Origin of the sequence: Jatrophihabitans sp., assembly GCF_036000465.1 — a bacterium.
GTDB lineage: Bacteria > Actinomycetota > Actinomycetes > Mycobacteriales > Jatrophihabitantaceae > Jatrophihabitans.
The window spans coordinates 46,416-61,625 of record NZ_DASYFV010000038.1 but is presented as its reverse complement, the minus strand read 5'-3'; the positions used below and the strand labels follow the sequence as shown (position 1 = coordinate 61,625).

Annotated in this window: 11 protein-coding genes and 1 pseudogene; 8 read left to right on the top strand and 4 right to left on the bottom strand. The window is 69.8% G+C overall.

The features are described 5' to 3' along the window. Nucleotides 1–178: 178 nt before the first annotated feature. Nucleotides 179–265, top strand: a pseudogene (locus VGN18_RS13210) (30S ribosomal protein S6); the annotation flags it as partial. A 72-nt stretch (nt 266–337) separates the two neighbouring features. On the opposite strand, the gene VGN18_RS13205 reads toward VGN18_RS13210, so the two are convergent. The 4 genes from VGN18_RS13205 to VGN18_RS13190 form a co-directional block, all read right to left on the bottom strand. After that, a complete protein-coding gene (locus tag VGN18_RS13205) occupies nt 338–1,498 on the bottom strand; it encodes a hypothetical protein (protein ID WP_327540161.1) in 1,161 nt (386 codons plus the stop codon). A gap of 74 nt (nt 1,499–1,572) precedes the next feature. Further along, entirely contained in the window at nt 1,573–3,102 is a 1,530-nt protein-coding gene (locus VGN18_RS13200) for a glycosyltransferase family 87 protein (protein ID WP_327540160.1), read from the bottom strand. Nucleotides 3,103–3,157: 55 nt separating this feature from the next. Further along, complete coding sequence (locus VGN18_RS13195) at nt 3,158–5,512, bottom strand: transglycosylase domain-containing protein (protein WP_327540159.1); 2,355 nt, start codon at nt 5,510–5,512, stop codon at nt 3,158–3,160. Between the two features lie 238 nt (nt 5,513–5,750). Continuing rightward, nucleotides 5,751–8,009, bottom strand: a complete 2,259-nt coding sequence (locus tag VGN18_RS13190; RefSeq protein WP_349259906.1) for a (Fe-S)-binding protein — start codon at nt 8,007–8,009, stop codon at nt 5,751–5,753. Between the two features lie 229 nt (nt 8,010–8,238). On the opposite strand from VGN18_RS13190, the gene VGN18_RS13185 reads away from it, so the two are divergent. The 7 genes from VGN18_RS13185 to VGN18_RS13155 all read left to right on the top strand — a co-directional run bounded on the left by VGN18_RS13185 (nt 8,239) and on the right by VGN18_RS13155 (nt 15,068). Continuing rightward, nucleotides 8,239–8,772, top strand: a complete 534-nt coding sequence (locus VGN18_RS13185) for a hypothetical protein (protein ID WP_327540157.1) — start codon at nt 8,239–8,241, stop codon at nt 8,770–8,772. Between the two features lie 188 nt (nt 8,773–8,960). After that, nucleotides 8,961–9,653, top strand: a complete 693-nt coding sequence (locus VGN18_RS13180) for an IclR family transcriptional regulator (protein ID WP_327540156.1) — start codon at nt 8,961–8,963, stop codon at nt 9,651–9,653. After that, nucleotides 9,650–10,816, top strand: a complete 1,167-nt coding sequence (locus VGN18_RS13175; protein ID WP_327540155.1) for an ABC transporter ATP-binding protein — start codon at nt 9,650–9,652, stop codon at nt 10,814–10,816. The genes VGN18_RS13180 and VGN18_RS13175 overlap by 4 nt, the downstream gene beginning before the upstream one ends. 68 nt (nt 10,817–10,884) lie before the next feature. Continuing rightward, nucleotides 10,885–11,523: an ABC transporter permease gene (locus VGN18_RS13170; protein WP_349259905.1), complete on the top strand. Its 639-nt coding sequence runs from the start codon at nt 10,885–10,887 to the stop codon at nt 11,521–11,523. Next, nucleotides 11,520–12,284: an ABC transporter permease gene (locus tag VGN18_RS13165; RefSeq protein ID WP_327540153.1), complete on the top strand. Its 765-nt coding sequence runs from the start codon at nt 11,520–11,522 to the stop codon at nt 12,282–12,284. Before VGN18_RS13170 ends, VGN18_RS13165 begins: the two co-directional genes overlap by 4 nt. A gap of 60 nt (nt 12,285–12,344) precedes the next feature. Further along, nucleotides 12,345–13,292, top strand: coding sequence for a glycine betaine ABC transporter substrate-binding protein (locus VGN18_RS13160; protein WP_327540152.1), 948 nt, complete (start codon nt 12,345–12,347; stop codon nt 13,290–13,292). Between the two features lie 138 nt (nt 13,293–13,430). Next, nucleotides 13,431–15,068, top strand: a complete 1,638-nt coding sequence (locus VGN18_RS13155; RefSeq protein WP_327540151.1) for a hypothetical protein — start codon at nt 13,431–13,433, stop codon at nt 15,066–15,068. Nucleotides 15,069–15,210: the final 142 nt, after the last annotated feature.

Below are 15,210 nucleotides of genomic sequence, written 5' to 3'. Positions count from 1 at the left end.
TTTCGGGTTCACCCGCTGCGCCCGGTACTCTGGCTAGGTTCGCCTGCCGTGACCCGCGCCCCATGAGTGCGCCGGGTCGCCCACGGCAGTCCGGCACCTCCTGCCGCGGAGAGTCCGCGGCCGATCAGTCCACAGGAGGCAGTTTCTCTTGAGCACCCCGCTTCGCCATTACGAGGTCATGGTCATCCTCGACCCGAGCCTCGAGGAGCGCACCATCGCCCCATCCCTCGACACCTTCCTCAACGTCGTCAAGACCGACGGCGGCACGGACAGCCGAACCGGATCAGGTTACCCGGGGGGAGCGACCATTCCCAAAACGTCGTGGTGCGCAGCTCAGTTACTTACGGCGAAGCAGCACCATTCGCGCGTATCCGGCGGTCACCAGCGACAGCGCCAGGATCGCAGCGATCGCGAGCACCACGGGCAACTGCTTGCCGAACAGGCCTCCGCCGCTGTTGTCACCCAGCGCGACGGGCCGAGACAGCCCGGCGTTGGCGACGTTCGACGGGTCGATCGGCGTAGCTGCGGTCGCCGTTGCGCTCTGCGCCGGCGCGACGATGTGGCCGCCAACCGTGCGCTGCGGCAGGCTGCCCGGCGCGTTGTACTGTCCCGAGCCGCCCTGGGCGACCGCGTGCGGCATGACCTCTTGGGGCACGGTCACGGCCGGCGGGGTGTAGTTGACGCCGCCACCCGGACCATGGCTCTTGCCACCGCCACCCGAGCCGCCACCGCCGCCACCGGGGAGGCCTGTGGGCAGGTTGGAGGTGATGCCAGGAATCGGGTTCGGGACGCCGACGGTGCCACCGGGGAGGTTGACCGACGTGCTGACCGGGCCGACCTTCGCGCTGATCGACTGCGACGGCAGTTGGATGCCGACCCCACCCGACGGCGGGTGGACCGCCACGACGATCGACCCGCTGTAGACGGCGTTGTCGGTGACCTTGACGTTGTCCTTGGTGAGCGTGCCCAGTTGGTCGTGGGTCGGGGTCACGGTGTTCTTGCTGCAGCCGGTCACTGCACCGAGCACCGAGGTCAGCAGGCTGACCTTCTCGACGACGTACTTGAACGAGTAGGTGCCCTTTGCCAGCGAGCGCAGCGGCAGCGAGGCAGCGCCACCGCAGTTGGCGACCTTGCCGAGGGTGAACGGGTAGTGCACGCCCGGCAGGTTGCCGCCCGTGATCTTGACCTGGAGGCCGGCGACACCGGCAACCAGGCCGGACAACGCGCCACTGAGCCCACCCGGTGCGCCCGCGGTCGGGATCGCCGAGGCATGCAGGACGACGGAGTCACCGGGGTGCACGCCGACCTGCGAGCCGCCGGTCGGGTTGTCGGGGGACGCGACGCCGGACAGCGTCAGCTGTACCTCGACGGTCGAGGACGCCTGCGCGGCCGGCGTCGTCAGCAAGACCGCGGCTGCGGCCGAGCAGATGAGCGCCACCAGCAGTGCGAACCACGAGGTCGTTCTCGTGGTCGTCCGGCGCGGCGACGATGCACGCATACGTCTCACTCCAAAGCCCAAACCGGGCATTTCTGACAGTAACTTCACGATACTGCCTGGATCAACGAGCCTGTTCAGCTTAAGTTACTGGCGCGTAACCCGCTACTCGATGTGTCGGGTTCCCCAGTGTTATGCCCATCTCGGGCGCCGGAATCCCGGCTGAAGTAGTCGTGTGCGCCATCGAACACCCCACCGCCCGGATCGTCGACGCCGCCGGCACGCACGACATCGCGTTCCGGACGCCAGATGTCGCGCACGATCAGGGCCGCCAGGCTCAGCAGCAACGCGTCCCGGATTCCGATCAGGAGCATCAGCCAGCCGTACCCGATGCCGTGGGCGGACTGCGCTGGATCGAGCCCCAACAGCAACGTCAGGGTCACGAACCACACGGCTATTTCGACGAACTGCCAGACCAGCGCCAATCGCCAGCGTGGTCGCGCCAACGCGAGCAGCGGTACCAGCCACAGCGAGTACTGCGGGCTCCAGACCTTCGTGGTGAGCAGGAAGGCGAGGACGGCCAGGAACGCCAATTGCGCCAGGCGCGGCTTGCGGGGCGCGCTCAACCCGATCCAGACCACGACGAGAATGCCGGCGACCACGGCGAGCGCGACCGCGGCACCCGGTGGCACCCAGTAGACCGAGTCGCTCGGATTGGATCCGCTGTCGGCCAGGGTCTTGAGCACCGCCCACGCCGAACTGCGTTCGGCGGGCCGGTCCGTGCTGAACTTGTAGAAGGCCCACCAGCCGTCGTGGTAGGCCATCGCGATCGGAAGGTTCACCGTCAGCCACGCGGTCGCCGCTGCTGCACCCGCCCACAGCGCCGGCGCGTAGCGACGCGTGCGCATCGCGAGCACGAGCAGCGGGACGAGCAGGAAGATCGGATACAGCTTGGCCGCCGTACCGAGCCCGATGAACACCCCCGCCGCGACGGGGCGATCTCTCGACCAGGCCCATAGTGCGGCGCTGGCCAGCGCCATCGCGAGCAGGTCCCAGTTCGAGAAGGCGTGGAAGACCAGCAGCGGTGACAGCGCGAAGATGGCGGCGTCGTAGGGGCGGCCTCGCGCGGTCTGGGCGGTGGCTCCGGCGACCACCAGGCCGCTCAACGAGAGCAGCAACGCCGTCAGCGCACCGAAGATGACGAGTTCGGACCAGTGTGAGTCGAGCACGTGGACGCCACGGGTGAGGTCGGCGGTCAGCCACATGAACGCCCCGGTCAGCACCGGGTACTCGACGGTGGTGTCGCGGTAGGGCACGCCGCCGACGTCGAGGCGCTCGTCGGACCACAGCGGCACCACGTCGGAGTAGCAGAAGTGGGTGTACTGCTTGCTGCCGTCCCAGTAGCCGGTCGCGCACGGCGCCTTCTGGGCGAACCCGAGCAACAGGGTCAGCAGCGTCATGGCCAGCACCCAGCGCAGCGGCGTCCACCACGAGTGGCCGCCGACCGCGGCGTGCCGGCCCCAGGCCCCGCCGAGCGAGCGGGCCGCGCGCCACGCGGTCGGGTCCAGCCGGCTCGGCACCCGCAGCGAAGGGCGGTCGGTGCCCTCGGGCGCGGGATCGTCCGGCGCAGGGCGCGCTCCTGCGAGCGGATCGGCCGGCCGGGTCACCGGGTCATCCTGGCATGTCGGGAGTTCGCACTCGCCCCGGCGCAGGGGGCGAGCCTCAGGGCGACGAGCTCGCCGCCGCCCCGCCCGGCGGTGCCCCGCCCGCCGCCGACGTCGACGGGCACGGCGATCCGAGCAGTCCACCGCAGCCGGTCGGCGTGGTCGACGGCGGGCTGGGCGTCGGTGTCGGGGTCGGCAGGCTGGTGACAGGGGTCGAACTCGGCGCCGGGAACGTCGTCGTGATCGAGAACGTCGGCTTCGGGGTGGACGACGACGGCGTGGGCGACGTCGACGGCGTCGGGCTGGCCGTCGGCGTCGGGATCGGCACCGTGCCGTTGGCGCTGATCAGCTGCTTGGTCGGCAGCCCGAGGCGCACCGTGCCGTTGAGGTAGGTGTCCATGAACAGCTTCCACGTCCGGCCCGGCAGCTGCGACCCGTAGAGCGGGTTGCCGCTCGCGTCGTAGATCGGTTTGGACAGCCCGGTGCCGACCCAGACGGCGGCGCTGACCTGCTTGGTGAAGCCGACCATCCAGGCGTCGCTGTTGTCCGTGGTCTTGCCGCCGATGCCCTCGGTGCCGGTCTTCGCCGCCGACTTGCGCCCGTCGGCCAGACCGTCGCCCGAGTACTGCGCGATGGGCTCCATCGTGAGGGTGACGTCGTTGGCGACCTTCGGGTCGACGGCCTGGCTCGGGTTCGCCTTGTGCTGGTAGACGATCTCGCCGTCACTGCTCGTGGCCTTGCTGACGAGGTAGGCGTCGTTGCGGATGCCCTGGTTGGCCAGCGTCGCGTAACCGTTGGCCTGGTCGAGCGGGGCGACGGCGTAGTCGCCGATGCCGATGCCGAAGCTCGTCGAGCCGTCGCTGTTCTGCAGGGTCTTGTTGCCCTGCGGATCGGTCTTCGAGATGCCCATCGCGTGCGCCGTCGCGGCGACGTCCGACGGGCCGGCCTGGGAGGCCATCAGGTCGAAGGTGGTGTTGAGCGAGTACTTCATCGCGTCGGCGACCTTCACCCGCGGGCCGCTGACGTTCTTGTCGCCGGGGTCGTTGCAGATCTGGGTGCCCTCGACGTCGACGCAGTAGCGGCCGTCGACGCGGCTGTCGATGGCGTAGTGCGGCTTGCCCTCCGTCTGCTTCAGCGTCTGCGTCAGCGCGGTGGCCAGCGTGTACGGCTTGAACGACGAGCCCGGCGGCCGGGCACCGCGGGTGGCGTAGTCGTTGTAGTCGACCTGCCCGTCGTAGCCCTTCACGCCGGGTCCCGAGCCGCCGTAGTAGGCGAGCACGCCGCCGTCCTTCGGGTTGATCGCCACGAGCGCGTTCTTCAGGTTGCGCTGCTTCGCGGTCAGGCCGGTGAAGGTCTGCCGGATCGCCTCGACCGCGGCCACCTGGGCCTTCTTGTCGATCGTGGTGCGGATGACGAGGCCCTTGGCGTAGACCTCCGAGGTCGGGATGCCGTGCGCCTCGAGGTCGGCCAGCACGGCGTTGACGAGCAGGTAGCGCCAGCCGGTCGTGCCGAGCCCGGTGCCCTTCGGCGGCTTGGTCGCCGGGAACGGCATGGTCGCCGCCTCGGCGGCGCTCAGGTGCTTCGTCTTGACCATGCCGTCGAGCACGTAGTGCCAGCGCTCGACCGCCGCCGCCTTGTTGGCCGCGGGGTCGTAGTAACCGGGGGCCCGCAGCACGCCGGCGAGCAGCGCGCCCTGCGCCGTGGTCAGCTTCTCGACGTTCACGCCGAAATAGGCCTGGGCCGCGGCCTGGATGCCGTAGACGTTGCGACCGAAGTACACGGTGTTCAGGTAGAACTCGAGGATCTGGTCCTTGGAGTACTCGCGGGACAGCTTCACCGCGATCATGAGTTCCTTGAGCTTGCGTGACAGGGTCTGCGAGGCGCTCAGGTAGGCGTTCTTCACGTACTGCTGGGTGATGCCCGACCCGCCCTGGGTGTTGCCGCCCGTGACGTCGGACAGCGCGGCCCGGATCGTGCCCCTGACGGACACGCCGGGCTCGGAGTAGAAACCACGGTCCTCGGCGGCCAGGACGGCCCACCGCACCGCCGCGGGCACCTGCTCGAGCCGGACGATGGTGCGGTCGACGCTGCCGATCTTGGCCAGCGTGGAGCCGTCGGAGTACTCGATCGTCGCGACCTGGGGCAGCGGCAGCTGCTCGGGCCGCGGCACATCGGTGAGCGTGTAGAACAGCACGATCGTGACGACCATCAGGGCGGCGATCAGGCCGAGGAACCAAGTGCCGGCCACCAGGCCGCGGCGGGCCCACCGCCGGCCCCGCGTCATCGCGGCCAGGCGGGCCTTCTTGGCCTGGCGACGCTGCTGGTGCCGGTGCCACTTGCGGGCGAAGAAACCGTCCTCGCCCTCGTCGTCGTGGCTCGGGACCGGATGCGGACGACCGCTGTCGTCACTCACGAATCAATCTCCAGGGGCGCGGCGGCGGTGCTGGTTCTGCTCACCGAAGGCAGGCTAGCTGCCGTTGCTGGGGTGGGCATGTCGACACCGGCGCACCCTCAGTGCGCACGGAACGGGATACCCGTACCGCCGACGAGTTAGCGCATCGGGCGCGAACGGAGCGCGACGAACGTCACGTGGCCGGACGCGGGAACGCCCCCTCCCGCAGCGCGGGAAGGGGCGTTCGACGCGGTGGGCGTCAGCTCGTCGAGGCGGGTTCCGGGTCGGGGCTCGGCTCGGGCTCCTCGGCCTTCGGCTGCTCGGGCGGGGGCGGCGGCGCGCCGAGCGACTGCTGGAGCAGCTGCGCGACGTCGAGCACCTGCACGTGCTCCTTGGCCGAGCCGTCGCCCTTCTTCTCGGCGACCGCGTCGGAGAGCATCACCATGCAGAACGGGCAGGCGGTGGAGATGACGTCCGGGTCGAGGCCGATCGCCTCGTCCGTGCGCTCGCGGTTGATCCGCTTGCCGATCTTCTCCTCCATCCAGAAGCGGGCGCCGCCGGCGCCGCAGCAGAAGCCGCGGTCCTTGCAGCGGTGCATCTCTTGGCTCTTGAGGCCCTGGATGGCGCCGAGCACCTCGCGCGGCGGCGTGTAGACCTTGTTGTGCCGGCCGAGGTAGCACGGGTCGTGGTACGTGACGTTCTTGTCGACGGCCTCGACCGGGACGAGCCGGCCCTCGTCGACGAGCTTGCCGAGCAGCTGCGTGTGGTGCACGACCTCGTAGTGGCCGCCCAGCTGCGGGTACTCGTTGGCGATCGTGTTGAAGCAGTGCGGGCAGGTGGCCACGATCTTCAGCGGCCCGGCGCGCTCGATGGAATTGAGCGTCTCGACGTTCTGCATGCCCTGCATCTGGAACAGGAACTCGTTGCCGAGGCGGCGGGCCGGGTCGCCGGTGCACGACTCGCCCTGGCCCAGCACCGCGAACTCGACGCCCGCCGTGTGCAGCAGCTCGGCGAACGCGACGGTGACCTTGCGGGAGCGGTCCTCGAGGGCGCCGGCGCAGCCGACCCAGAACAGGTACTCGATGTCGGCGTCGAGCTTGGTGCCCGGGTCGGCCTGGCGGACCTCGAAGGAGAGCTCCTTGAACCACTCGGAGCGGCCGCTGTTGGCCATGCCCCACGGGTTGCCCTTGTTCTCGATGTTGCGCATCATGACGCCGGCCTCGGACGGGAACGCCGACTCGATCAGCACCTGGTAGCGGCGCATGTCGACGATGTGGTCGATGTGCTCGATGTCGACCGGGCACTGCTCGACGCAGGCGCCGCAGGTGGTGCAGGACCACAGCACGTCGGGGTCGATCACGCCGCCACTGGCCGCGTCGCCGACGAGTGGGCGCAGCGCCTGCTCGATGGTGCTGCCCGGCACCCGCTCGAAGCCCGACTCGGGGACGCCGTGCCCGTGCTGCACCCCCTCGTCGGAGAAGTTCGGCGTCGCGCCGTCCTCGACCTTCTCATCACCGAAGATGTAGGGCGCCTTCGCGAACAGGTGATCGCGCAGGTTCATGATCACGAGCTTGGGCGACAGCGGCTTGCCGGTGTTCCAGGCGGGGCACTGCGACTGGCAGCGGCCGCACTCGGTGCAGGTCGCGAAGTCGAGGTACCCCTTCCAGGTGAAGTCCTCGATCTTGCCCTTGCCGAACACGGTGTCCTCGGACAGGTTCTCGACGTCGGCGAAGTCGATCGGCTGCCCGGCGTCGTCGGTGACCGGCAGCAGCGCGCCCAGAGCGTCGGGCTCGCGCTTGGTGAGCACGTTGAGCGGCGCCGTCGCGATGTGCAGATGCTTGGAGTACGTGACGAGGATGGTGAAGCTGAAGATGACAGCCATCTGGGCGAGCAGGAAGAACGTCTCGATGCCCTGGTTGTAGGTGCCGTCGCCCAGCGCCTTCGCGATGAGCCACGACGCGAACGGCGCCTTGGACTTGCCGAACGGGAAGTGGCCGGTGTTGTACTGCGCCCCGCGGTAGAGCAGCAGCGTGACGACGACGAGGGCGATCATGCCCAGCACGGCCCAGGCCGGGCCGTTGTGCGAGCCGTAGAAGCGACTGCCGCGCTGCTTTCGCTCGGGCGCGTTGCGCAAGCGGTTGATCGCGAAGTAGGTGAGGCCGGCGAGCACGGCGACGGCGAAGAAGTCCTCACCGAAGCCGAGCCAGCGGGCGTGGCCGATGATCGGGAAGGCGAAGTCCTGGCTGATGACCAGCGCGCCGAACGCCTCGACGATGGTGAGGCCGAGGATGACGAAGCCCCAGAACGTGAAGAAGTGCGCGATGCCGGGGGCGTTCCACTTCAGCAGGCGCTTCTGGCCGAACACCTCGATGACCTGCACCTTGGCCCGCTCGCCGATGTCGTCGGTGCGACCCTCGACCTTCTTGCCGGAACGGATCAGCTTGACGAGCCACACGATGCGGCGGCCGGCCACGGCGACGGTGACCACGAGCATGAGCAGGGCCAGCGACAACCGCAGCCAGCCCACGGGCGTGTAGTTCCAGTCGATGATCACGCCGTGCGCGACGGTCTGCTGCACGTGCTCTCCTCAGGGTTCGGGGCGCTTGTAACTGACTGAGACTATTCGGTATTACCTGCCAGTAACCAATCGATGTGTCCTACGTGGCAGGCGGTGCCGAACCGACGGTGATTCGACGGTCATTCGACGGTGATTCGACAGTGACCGGCCGACCGACTATGAATCAGGCGTGGCCAAGAAGCCGGAGAGCTCTCGCATCCCCGCCGCCGTCGGCGCGATCCCGGTGGTCGGCGAGCTCATGAAGCAGGCCGAGGGCCAGGCCCAGTGGATGCAGGATCTCGTCGAGCAGAACGCTCGCCTCGTCGGCCAGTTCCCGGCGACCATGAAGACGTTCAACGACTCGCTCGAGCGGTTCAACCAGACGGTCGGACGCCTCGACCGCGCGGTGACCCGCATCGAGAGCGCGAGCAAGAACCTCACCGGCCCGGTCGAGAAGCTCGCCGGCGCGCTCGACCCGACGGCGCTGCGCGAGCTGCCCGAGACCCTCGACGCCATCCGCCGCGAAGCGGTGCCGGCGCTGCGGGCGGCGGCGGACACCCAGCGCCAGGTCGCGCTGCTCGCGACGACCGTCGACCGCGTCGTGACGGTGATCAGCGAGCTGCCCGGAATGGGCATCCTGCGCCGCATCGCGACCGGACGCGACGACGCCCCGCCGCCCGCCACCCCGGCGCGTCCCGCCCCGCGGACCGATCCGCTCGCCTGATCCGGCGGCGTTTCCCGGCGTTCGGGCCAGATCACGCTCGGGTGTCAATTCCCACCTCTGCCGTTAACCGCGTTTCCGTTGTCGGAATGGTGTGGTTGCGTTGCGGGCAATGGCATCGCTCTGCCATGCACTGAAAACGCCGAGGGCAGGACGTCGGGGGACGCTGCTGCGAGCAAGGGGGGATCGTGATGGGCACATTGGCCGCATCCGGCTCCACCCGCACCGTCGAGCGTGCGCTCGGCCTGCTCGCCGAGGTGTGCGACCGCGATTCGGTCACGCTCACCGAGTGCGCGCGATCGGCCGGGTTGCCGGCCAGCACCGCGCTGCGCCTGCTGCGCACGCTCGAGTCGGCCGACTTCGTCACCCGTGACCCGTCCGGCGCGTTCCACCCCGGTACCCGCGTCATCCAGCTCGGCGCGACGGCGCTCGGGCGGCAATCGCTCGTCGCGCTGGCCCAGCCCGGCCTGCAGCGCATCGTCGAGCAGACCGGCGAGTCCACCTACCTCGTCGTCGCCGGCCCGCGCGACACCGCCGTCTATCTCGCCATGGTCGAGGGCACCCACCCGATCCGGCACACCAGCTGGGTCGGCCGGGCGATCGCGCTCGCCGACCTCGCCGTCGGTGCCGCCCTGCGGGGCGAGGTCCCCGAGACCGGCTACCTCGCCGGACCCGACCGCCTCGATCCCGACATCACCGCGATCTCGGCGCCGGTGCGTCGGCCCGGCGGCGTCGCGGCGGCCCTGAACCTGCTCGGCCCCACCTACCGCATCGACCACGACACGGCCGCGCGCTACGGCGCGATCGTGTCCCACGAAGCCGACGCGATCGGCGCACAGCTCGGCGCCGGTCCCCGCGCCCGGCTCCTCGAGGAGGCGACATGATCAGGTTCGAGAGCGTCACCAAGCGCTACCCCGACGGCACGGTGGCGGTGGACTCCCTCGACATCGAAGCGCCCTCGGGCGAGATCACCGTCTTCGTCGGGCCGTCCGGCTGCGGCAAGACCACGTCGCTGCGCATGATCAACCGGATGATCGAACCGACGTCCGGACGCATCTTCCTCGACGACCGCGACACCGCGAAGGTCAAGCCGTCCGAGTTGCGCCGGGGCATCGGGTACGTCATCCAGCACAGCGGGCTCTTCCCGCACCGCACGGTCGTCGACAACGTGGCCACGGTGCCGTTCCTGCTCAGGCAGGACAAGAAGAAGGCACGGGCCCACGCGCTCGAACTGCTCGAGCGGGTCGGCCTGCCGGCCGCGTTCGCCGACCGCTACCCGGCCCAGCTGTCCGGTGGCCAGCAGCAGCGCGTCGGAGTCGCCCGGGCGCTCGCGGCCGACCCGCCGATCATGCTGATGGACGAGCCGTTCAGCGCCGTCGACCCGGTCGTGCGCGAGCAGTTGCAGAACGAGTTCCTGCGCCTGCAGGGCGAGCTCGGCAAGACGATCGCGTTCGTCACCCACGACATCGACGAGGCCATCAAGCTGGGCGATCGCGTCGCGGTGATGCGGGTCGGCGGCAAGCTGGCCCAGTTCGCCACCCCGGCCGAGCTGCTCTCGCGTCCGGCCGACGCCTTCGTGGCCGGCTTCGTCGGCCGCGACCGCGGCTACCGCGCGCTCGGCTTCGCCGAGGCCGGTGCCCTGTCGCTGTCGGGCGAGAAGGCGGTGGCTCTCGGCGAGCCGCTGCGCACCGCGGCCGACCAGGCCGACGAGGGCTGGGTTCTCGTCGTCGACGGCGAGCGCAAGCCGCAGGGCTGGCTGGCGGTGGGCGGTCTCGACGACGGCGCGCTGTCCGGCGAGGTCACGCCCGACCTGCTCAACCTCGGCGGCACGCTCGCGCCCGAGTCGGGCACCCTGCGGGAGGCGCTCGACGCCGCCCTCTCCTCTCCCAGCGGCCGCGGCGTCATCGTCCACGACGACGGCACCTTCGCCGGCACGGTCGGCGCCTCGCACGTGCTCGAGCGCATCGAGCACCGCGCCGCCGGGGTGCGCAAGCAGGCCCTCGACGACGCCGGCGCCGAGGCCGCCGCGAGCGGGCGCACCGCATGAGGGTTCCGGCCACGACGGTGCTCGCCACTGATGCGAACTCGTCGCCGTGGCACTTCTGGACCTACTTCATGGACCACCGCTCCGACGACCTCCGCTACCTGTGGGACCACGTCTACCTGTCGCTGCTACCGGTCGTCGTCGGGCTGATCATCTCGCTGCCGCTGGGCTTCATCGCCCGCCGCTACCGGTGGAGCTATCCGCCGATCATCAGCATCACCGGGCTGCTCTACACGATCCCGTCGATCGCCCTGTTCGTCATCGTGCCGCCGCTGTTCGGGCTGAAGTCGCTCGACCCGAAGCAAGTGCCGATCGCGCTCACCATCTACTCGGTGGCGCTGCTCGTGCGCGTCGTCGCCGACGGCCTGGCCTCGGTGTCGGAGGAGACGCTGCTCGCCGCGAGCGCCATGGGCTTCGGCCGGATGCGCCGCCTGCTCTCGGTCGAGTTACCGATCGCGGCACCGGTCATCGCCGCCGGCCTGCGCGTGGCGACGGTGTCGAACGTGAGCCTCGTGGCGGTCGCCGGCACCATCGGCATGGACAACCTGGGCCGGCTGTTCGACGAGGGCATCCAGCTGTCGACGCCGACGCCGTACTACCCGCCGATCGTGCTCGGCATCGTCCTCTGCGTCCTGCTCGCGCTCGCCTTCGACGGAATCATCGTCCTGGGCACGAGGTTGCTCACCCCGTGGCGGAGGGTCGCGAGATGAGCGGGGTCATCACCTGGCTGAACGATCCCGCGCACTGGCGCGACCGGCCGGCGGACTCGTTCGTCGGCATCCCGTCGCAGATCGTCAATCACCTCGAGTACTCCCTGATCGCGCTCGGCATCGCGCTGGTGATCGCGCTGCCGACCGGGCTGGCTATCGGCCACTCGGGCCGGGCGACGTGGGTGGTCGCCGCGGCGAACGCGCTGCGCTCGATACCCGGCGTCGGCCTGCTGGTGCTGCTCGCGGTCATCATCGCGCCGCACTTCTACGGCCGCACCGACCTCGGCTACCTCATCCCGACCGAGATCGTGCTGGTACTGATCGCGATCCCGTCGATCCTGGCCAATACCTACGCCGGCGTCGACAACGTCGACCCCGCCGTGCGCGACGCCGCCCGCGGCATGGGCATGAGCGGCGGCGAGGTGCTGCGCCAGGTCGAGTTCCCGAACAGCCTGCCGCTGATCTTCTCCGGCTTCCGCAGCGCCACGCTGCAGGTGATCGCGACGGCCACCATTGCGTCCTACTTCCCGCTCGGTGGCCTGGGCCGGTTCATCTACGACGGCTATCACCAGCAGGACTACGACCAGATGGTCAGCGGCGGCATCCTCGTCGCCCTGCTCGCCGTGCTGGTCGATCTCGTGCTGTCGCTCGTGCAGCGCCTCTGCGTCTCGCGCGGGGTGTCCGGCCGCTTCTCCAAGACGCCCACCCAGGACCCCGCCACGGCCGCCCTGCGAACCAAGGAGGAGGTCGCAACTGGGTGACTGCCCAACCCCGATCCGACCGCACGATCAGACCTGTTCGATCCCGATCCAAGGAGAACCATGCGTAAAGCCCTCACGCTGACGACGGCGGTGGCCGCAGCGAGCCTGCTGCTCAGCGCCTGCGGCAGCGACAGTGCCAAGACCAGCAGCTCGTCCGGCGCGGCCCAGGCGTCCGGCACGATCGCCTCGAAGCTCATCTTCGGCGGACCCGCCGAGATGAAGTCCCGTCCCGACGGCCCGGCCGGTTGGGCGAAGAACTACGGCGTCACGTTCCAGAGCTTCAAGGTCACCGACACCGGCGGTCCGGTGACGGTCACGTCGCTGAAGAACGGCCAGATCGACGCGGCCGACCTCTTCACGACCGACCCGGCGATCAAGGCGAACAACTTCGTCGTGCTGACCGACCCGAAGAGCAACTTCGGGGCGCAGAACGTCGTGCCGCTGGTGAACAAGAAGAAGGCGACGCCGGGCGTCCAGCAGGTCCTCGACGCCATCTCGGCCAAGATCACGACCGACGTGCTGATCAACCTGCGCACCCAGGTCGAGGTCAACAAGATGGACCCCGACAAGGCGGCGCAGCAGTTCCTCGCCTCGCTCAGCCTGCCCACGACCACTCCGGCCAAGGGCGTCACGCTGACGGTCGGCTCGGCCAACTTCCCGGAGAACGTGGTGCTGGCCGACATCTACGCCGACGCCCTGCAGGGTGCCGGCGCGACCGTCAGCAAGAAGCTCAACATCGGCAGCCGGGAGAAGTACATCCCGGGGCTCAAGGACGGCTCGATCGACCTGATCCCCGAGTACAGCGGCGTGCTGCTGCAGTACTTCGACAAGGGCGCCTCGGCGACCTCGCCCGATGCGACCTACGCCGCGCTGCAGAAGGCGGTCCCGGCGACGCTGACCGTCACCAAGCAGGCCAGCGCCGAGGACCGGGACGCGATCGTCGTCACCTCGGCCACGGCCAAGAAGTACGGCCTCACCTCGATCGCCGACCTCGCCAAGAAGGCCTGACCGCAGCACCGATCGAACCGCACATCGGCGGCCCGGGACTCGAGCGTCCCGGGCCGCTGCCGGGTCCGGACCCGTCGACCCGTGCAGCCCCTGAATTCCGGGGGCTGCGGCGGCCTCGCTGTGGGACCATGAACGGCGATGACCACGCTCGCGTCCGTCCCGGATCTGCGGTCCGCGCCGCCGATCGTCCGGCCGCGGCCCCGCGTCCCGGCGTGGACCCTCCCGCCCGTGCTGTTCGCCGTGGCGAACGCGGTCGCCTTCTTCGTCATCCGGCCCGACGTCAACGATCTGTGGGCCGCGCGGGCGCGGGCCTCCGCCGTGTCGAACGGGGTCGGCCTCTTCTACTGGTTCGGCTGGTTCGGCGGCGGCTCGACGCCGGGCAACTACTCGGTCGTCACCCCGTACCTGTGCTCGTGGATCGGCACCGAGCTGGTCGGCGCGCTCGCCGCCGTCGCCGCGACGGTGCTCTGCGTCGTCGCCGTGCGCGGCACGAGGCACCCGCGGGCCGCGTCCTTCGTCGCCGCGTTCGTGGTGTCGACGAACCTGTGGAGCGGGCGCATCCCGTTCCTGCTCGGCTCGGCGCTGGCCGTCGCGGCGGTCATCGCGGTACGCCGCAAGCAGCGCTGGCGCACCGTGGGGTTCACGCTGCTGAGCATCATGGCCTCGCCGGTGTCGGGGGCGTTCATCGCGGTCGGGCTCACCGGCACGTTCCTGTGCACCCGCACGCGCGCCTACCGGCCGATCATCGGTTGGGCGGTGGGCACGGCCGTCGTCGCGATCGGCGGCGTCGGGCTGCTGTTCGGCGCCCCCGGTCCCGAACCGTTCTCGGGGACGCTGCTGCTCGAGCTGGTGGCGTCGCTCCTCCTGCTGATCGTCGCGGCGCGCCCGCCCGATCACATCCGCACCACGCTCTGGATCTCGTTGATCACCTGCCTCGCCCTGTTCGCGGTGCCGAACGGCATGGGCTCGAACTTCTCGCGGTTCGTGTGGTTCTGCCTGCCGGTGGTGGTCATGGCCGTCGGCCGGGCGTCGCGGCGCCTGCTCACGCTGGCCGTCCTGCCCCTGATCCTGGTCGGCGCCAGCGGCACCGTCACCGACCTGCGCAACGCCGAGCGGCCGGTGTCCTCGGTCGACTACTACACCTCGTTGGCCGGCCGGCTCGACCGGATCCCGAACCTGGAGAACTACCGGGTCGAGGTCGTCAACCACGGTGCCCACGCGGGTTACGACGCCCTGCTCAGCCACGCTTCGCTCGCACGCGGCTGGGAGACGCAGGAGGACATCCACCTCAACGCGGCGCTGCAGAAGGATCCGCTCGACCCGACGACCTACAAGGTCTGGCTGGACAACAACGCGGTCGGCTACGTTGCGCTGCCGACCAGCCACGTCGGCGGTGGGAGCTATCCCGAGTACACGCTGGTCACCGAGCACGCCGCGACCTATCTGCACCGCATCTGGGCCAACGCCGACTGGGAGCTGTTCCGGGTGGCCGACCCGACCCCGATCGTCGGGTCGCCCGGACGCATCGCCGGACACACCCAGTCCACGATGACGGTGACGATGCCGTGTGCGTGCTCGGTGAACGTGCGGGTGCGGTATTCGAAGTTCCTGTCGGCGGCACTGCAGGTGCCCTCCCCGACCGCACCGCAGCGCACCGTGGACGCCGCCGTCGACGCCGCGTCGGTCGTCGACGACGGCACCGGCTGGACCACGCTGACCACCACGCGGGCCGGCACCTTCACGCTGCGCGGCAGCCTCGGCGGCCTGCTCCGCTGATCCACCCCGACGTGACCCGTGTCACGTCGCATCCGGGAAGTTGAGCGTACCGGGCTCAGTTCTTTTGACATGGCGCCGCGCGCTGAGCACTATCGGAAGCGCCGGTAGAACCCCAGAACCTGCAGCACCATCCAGACGAGAA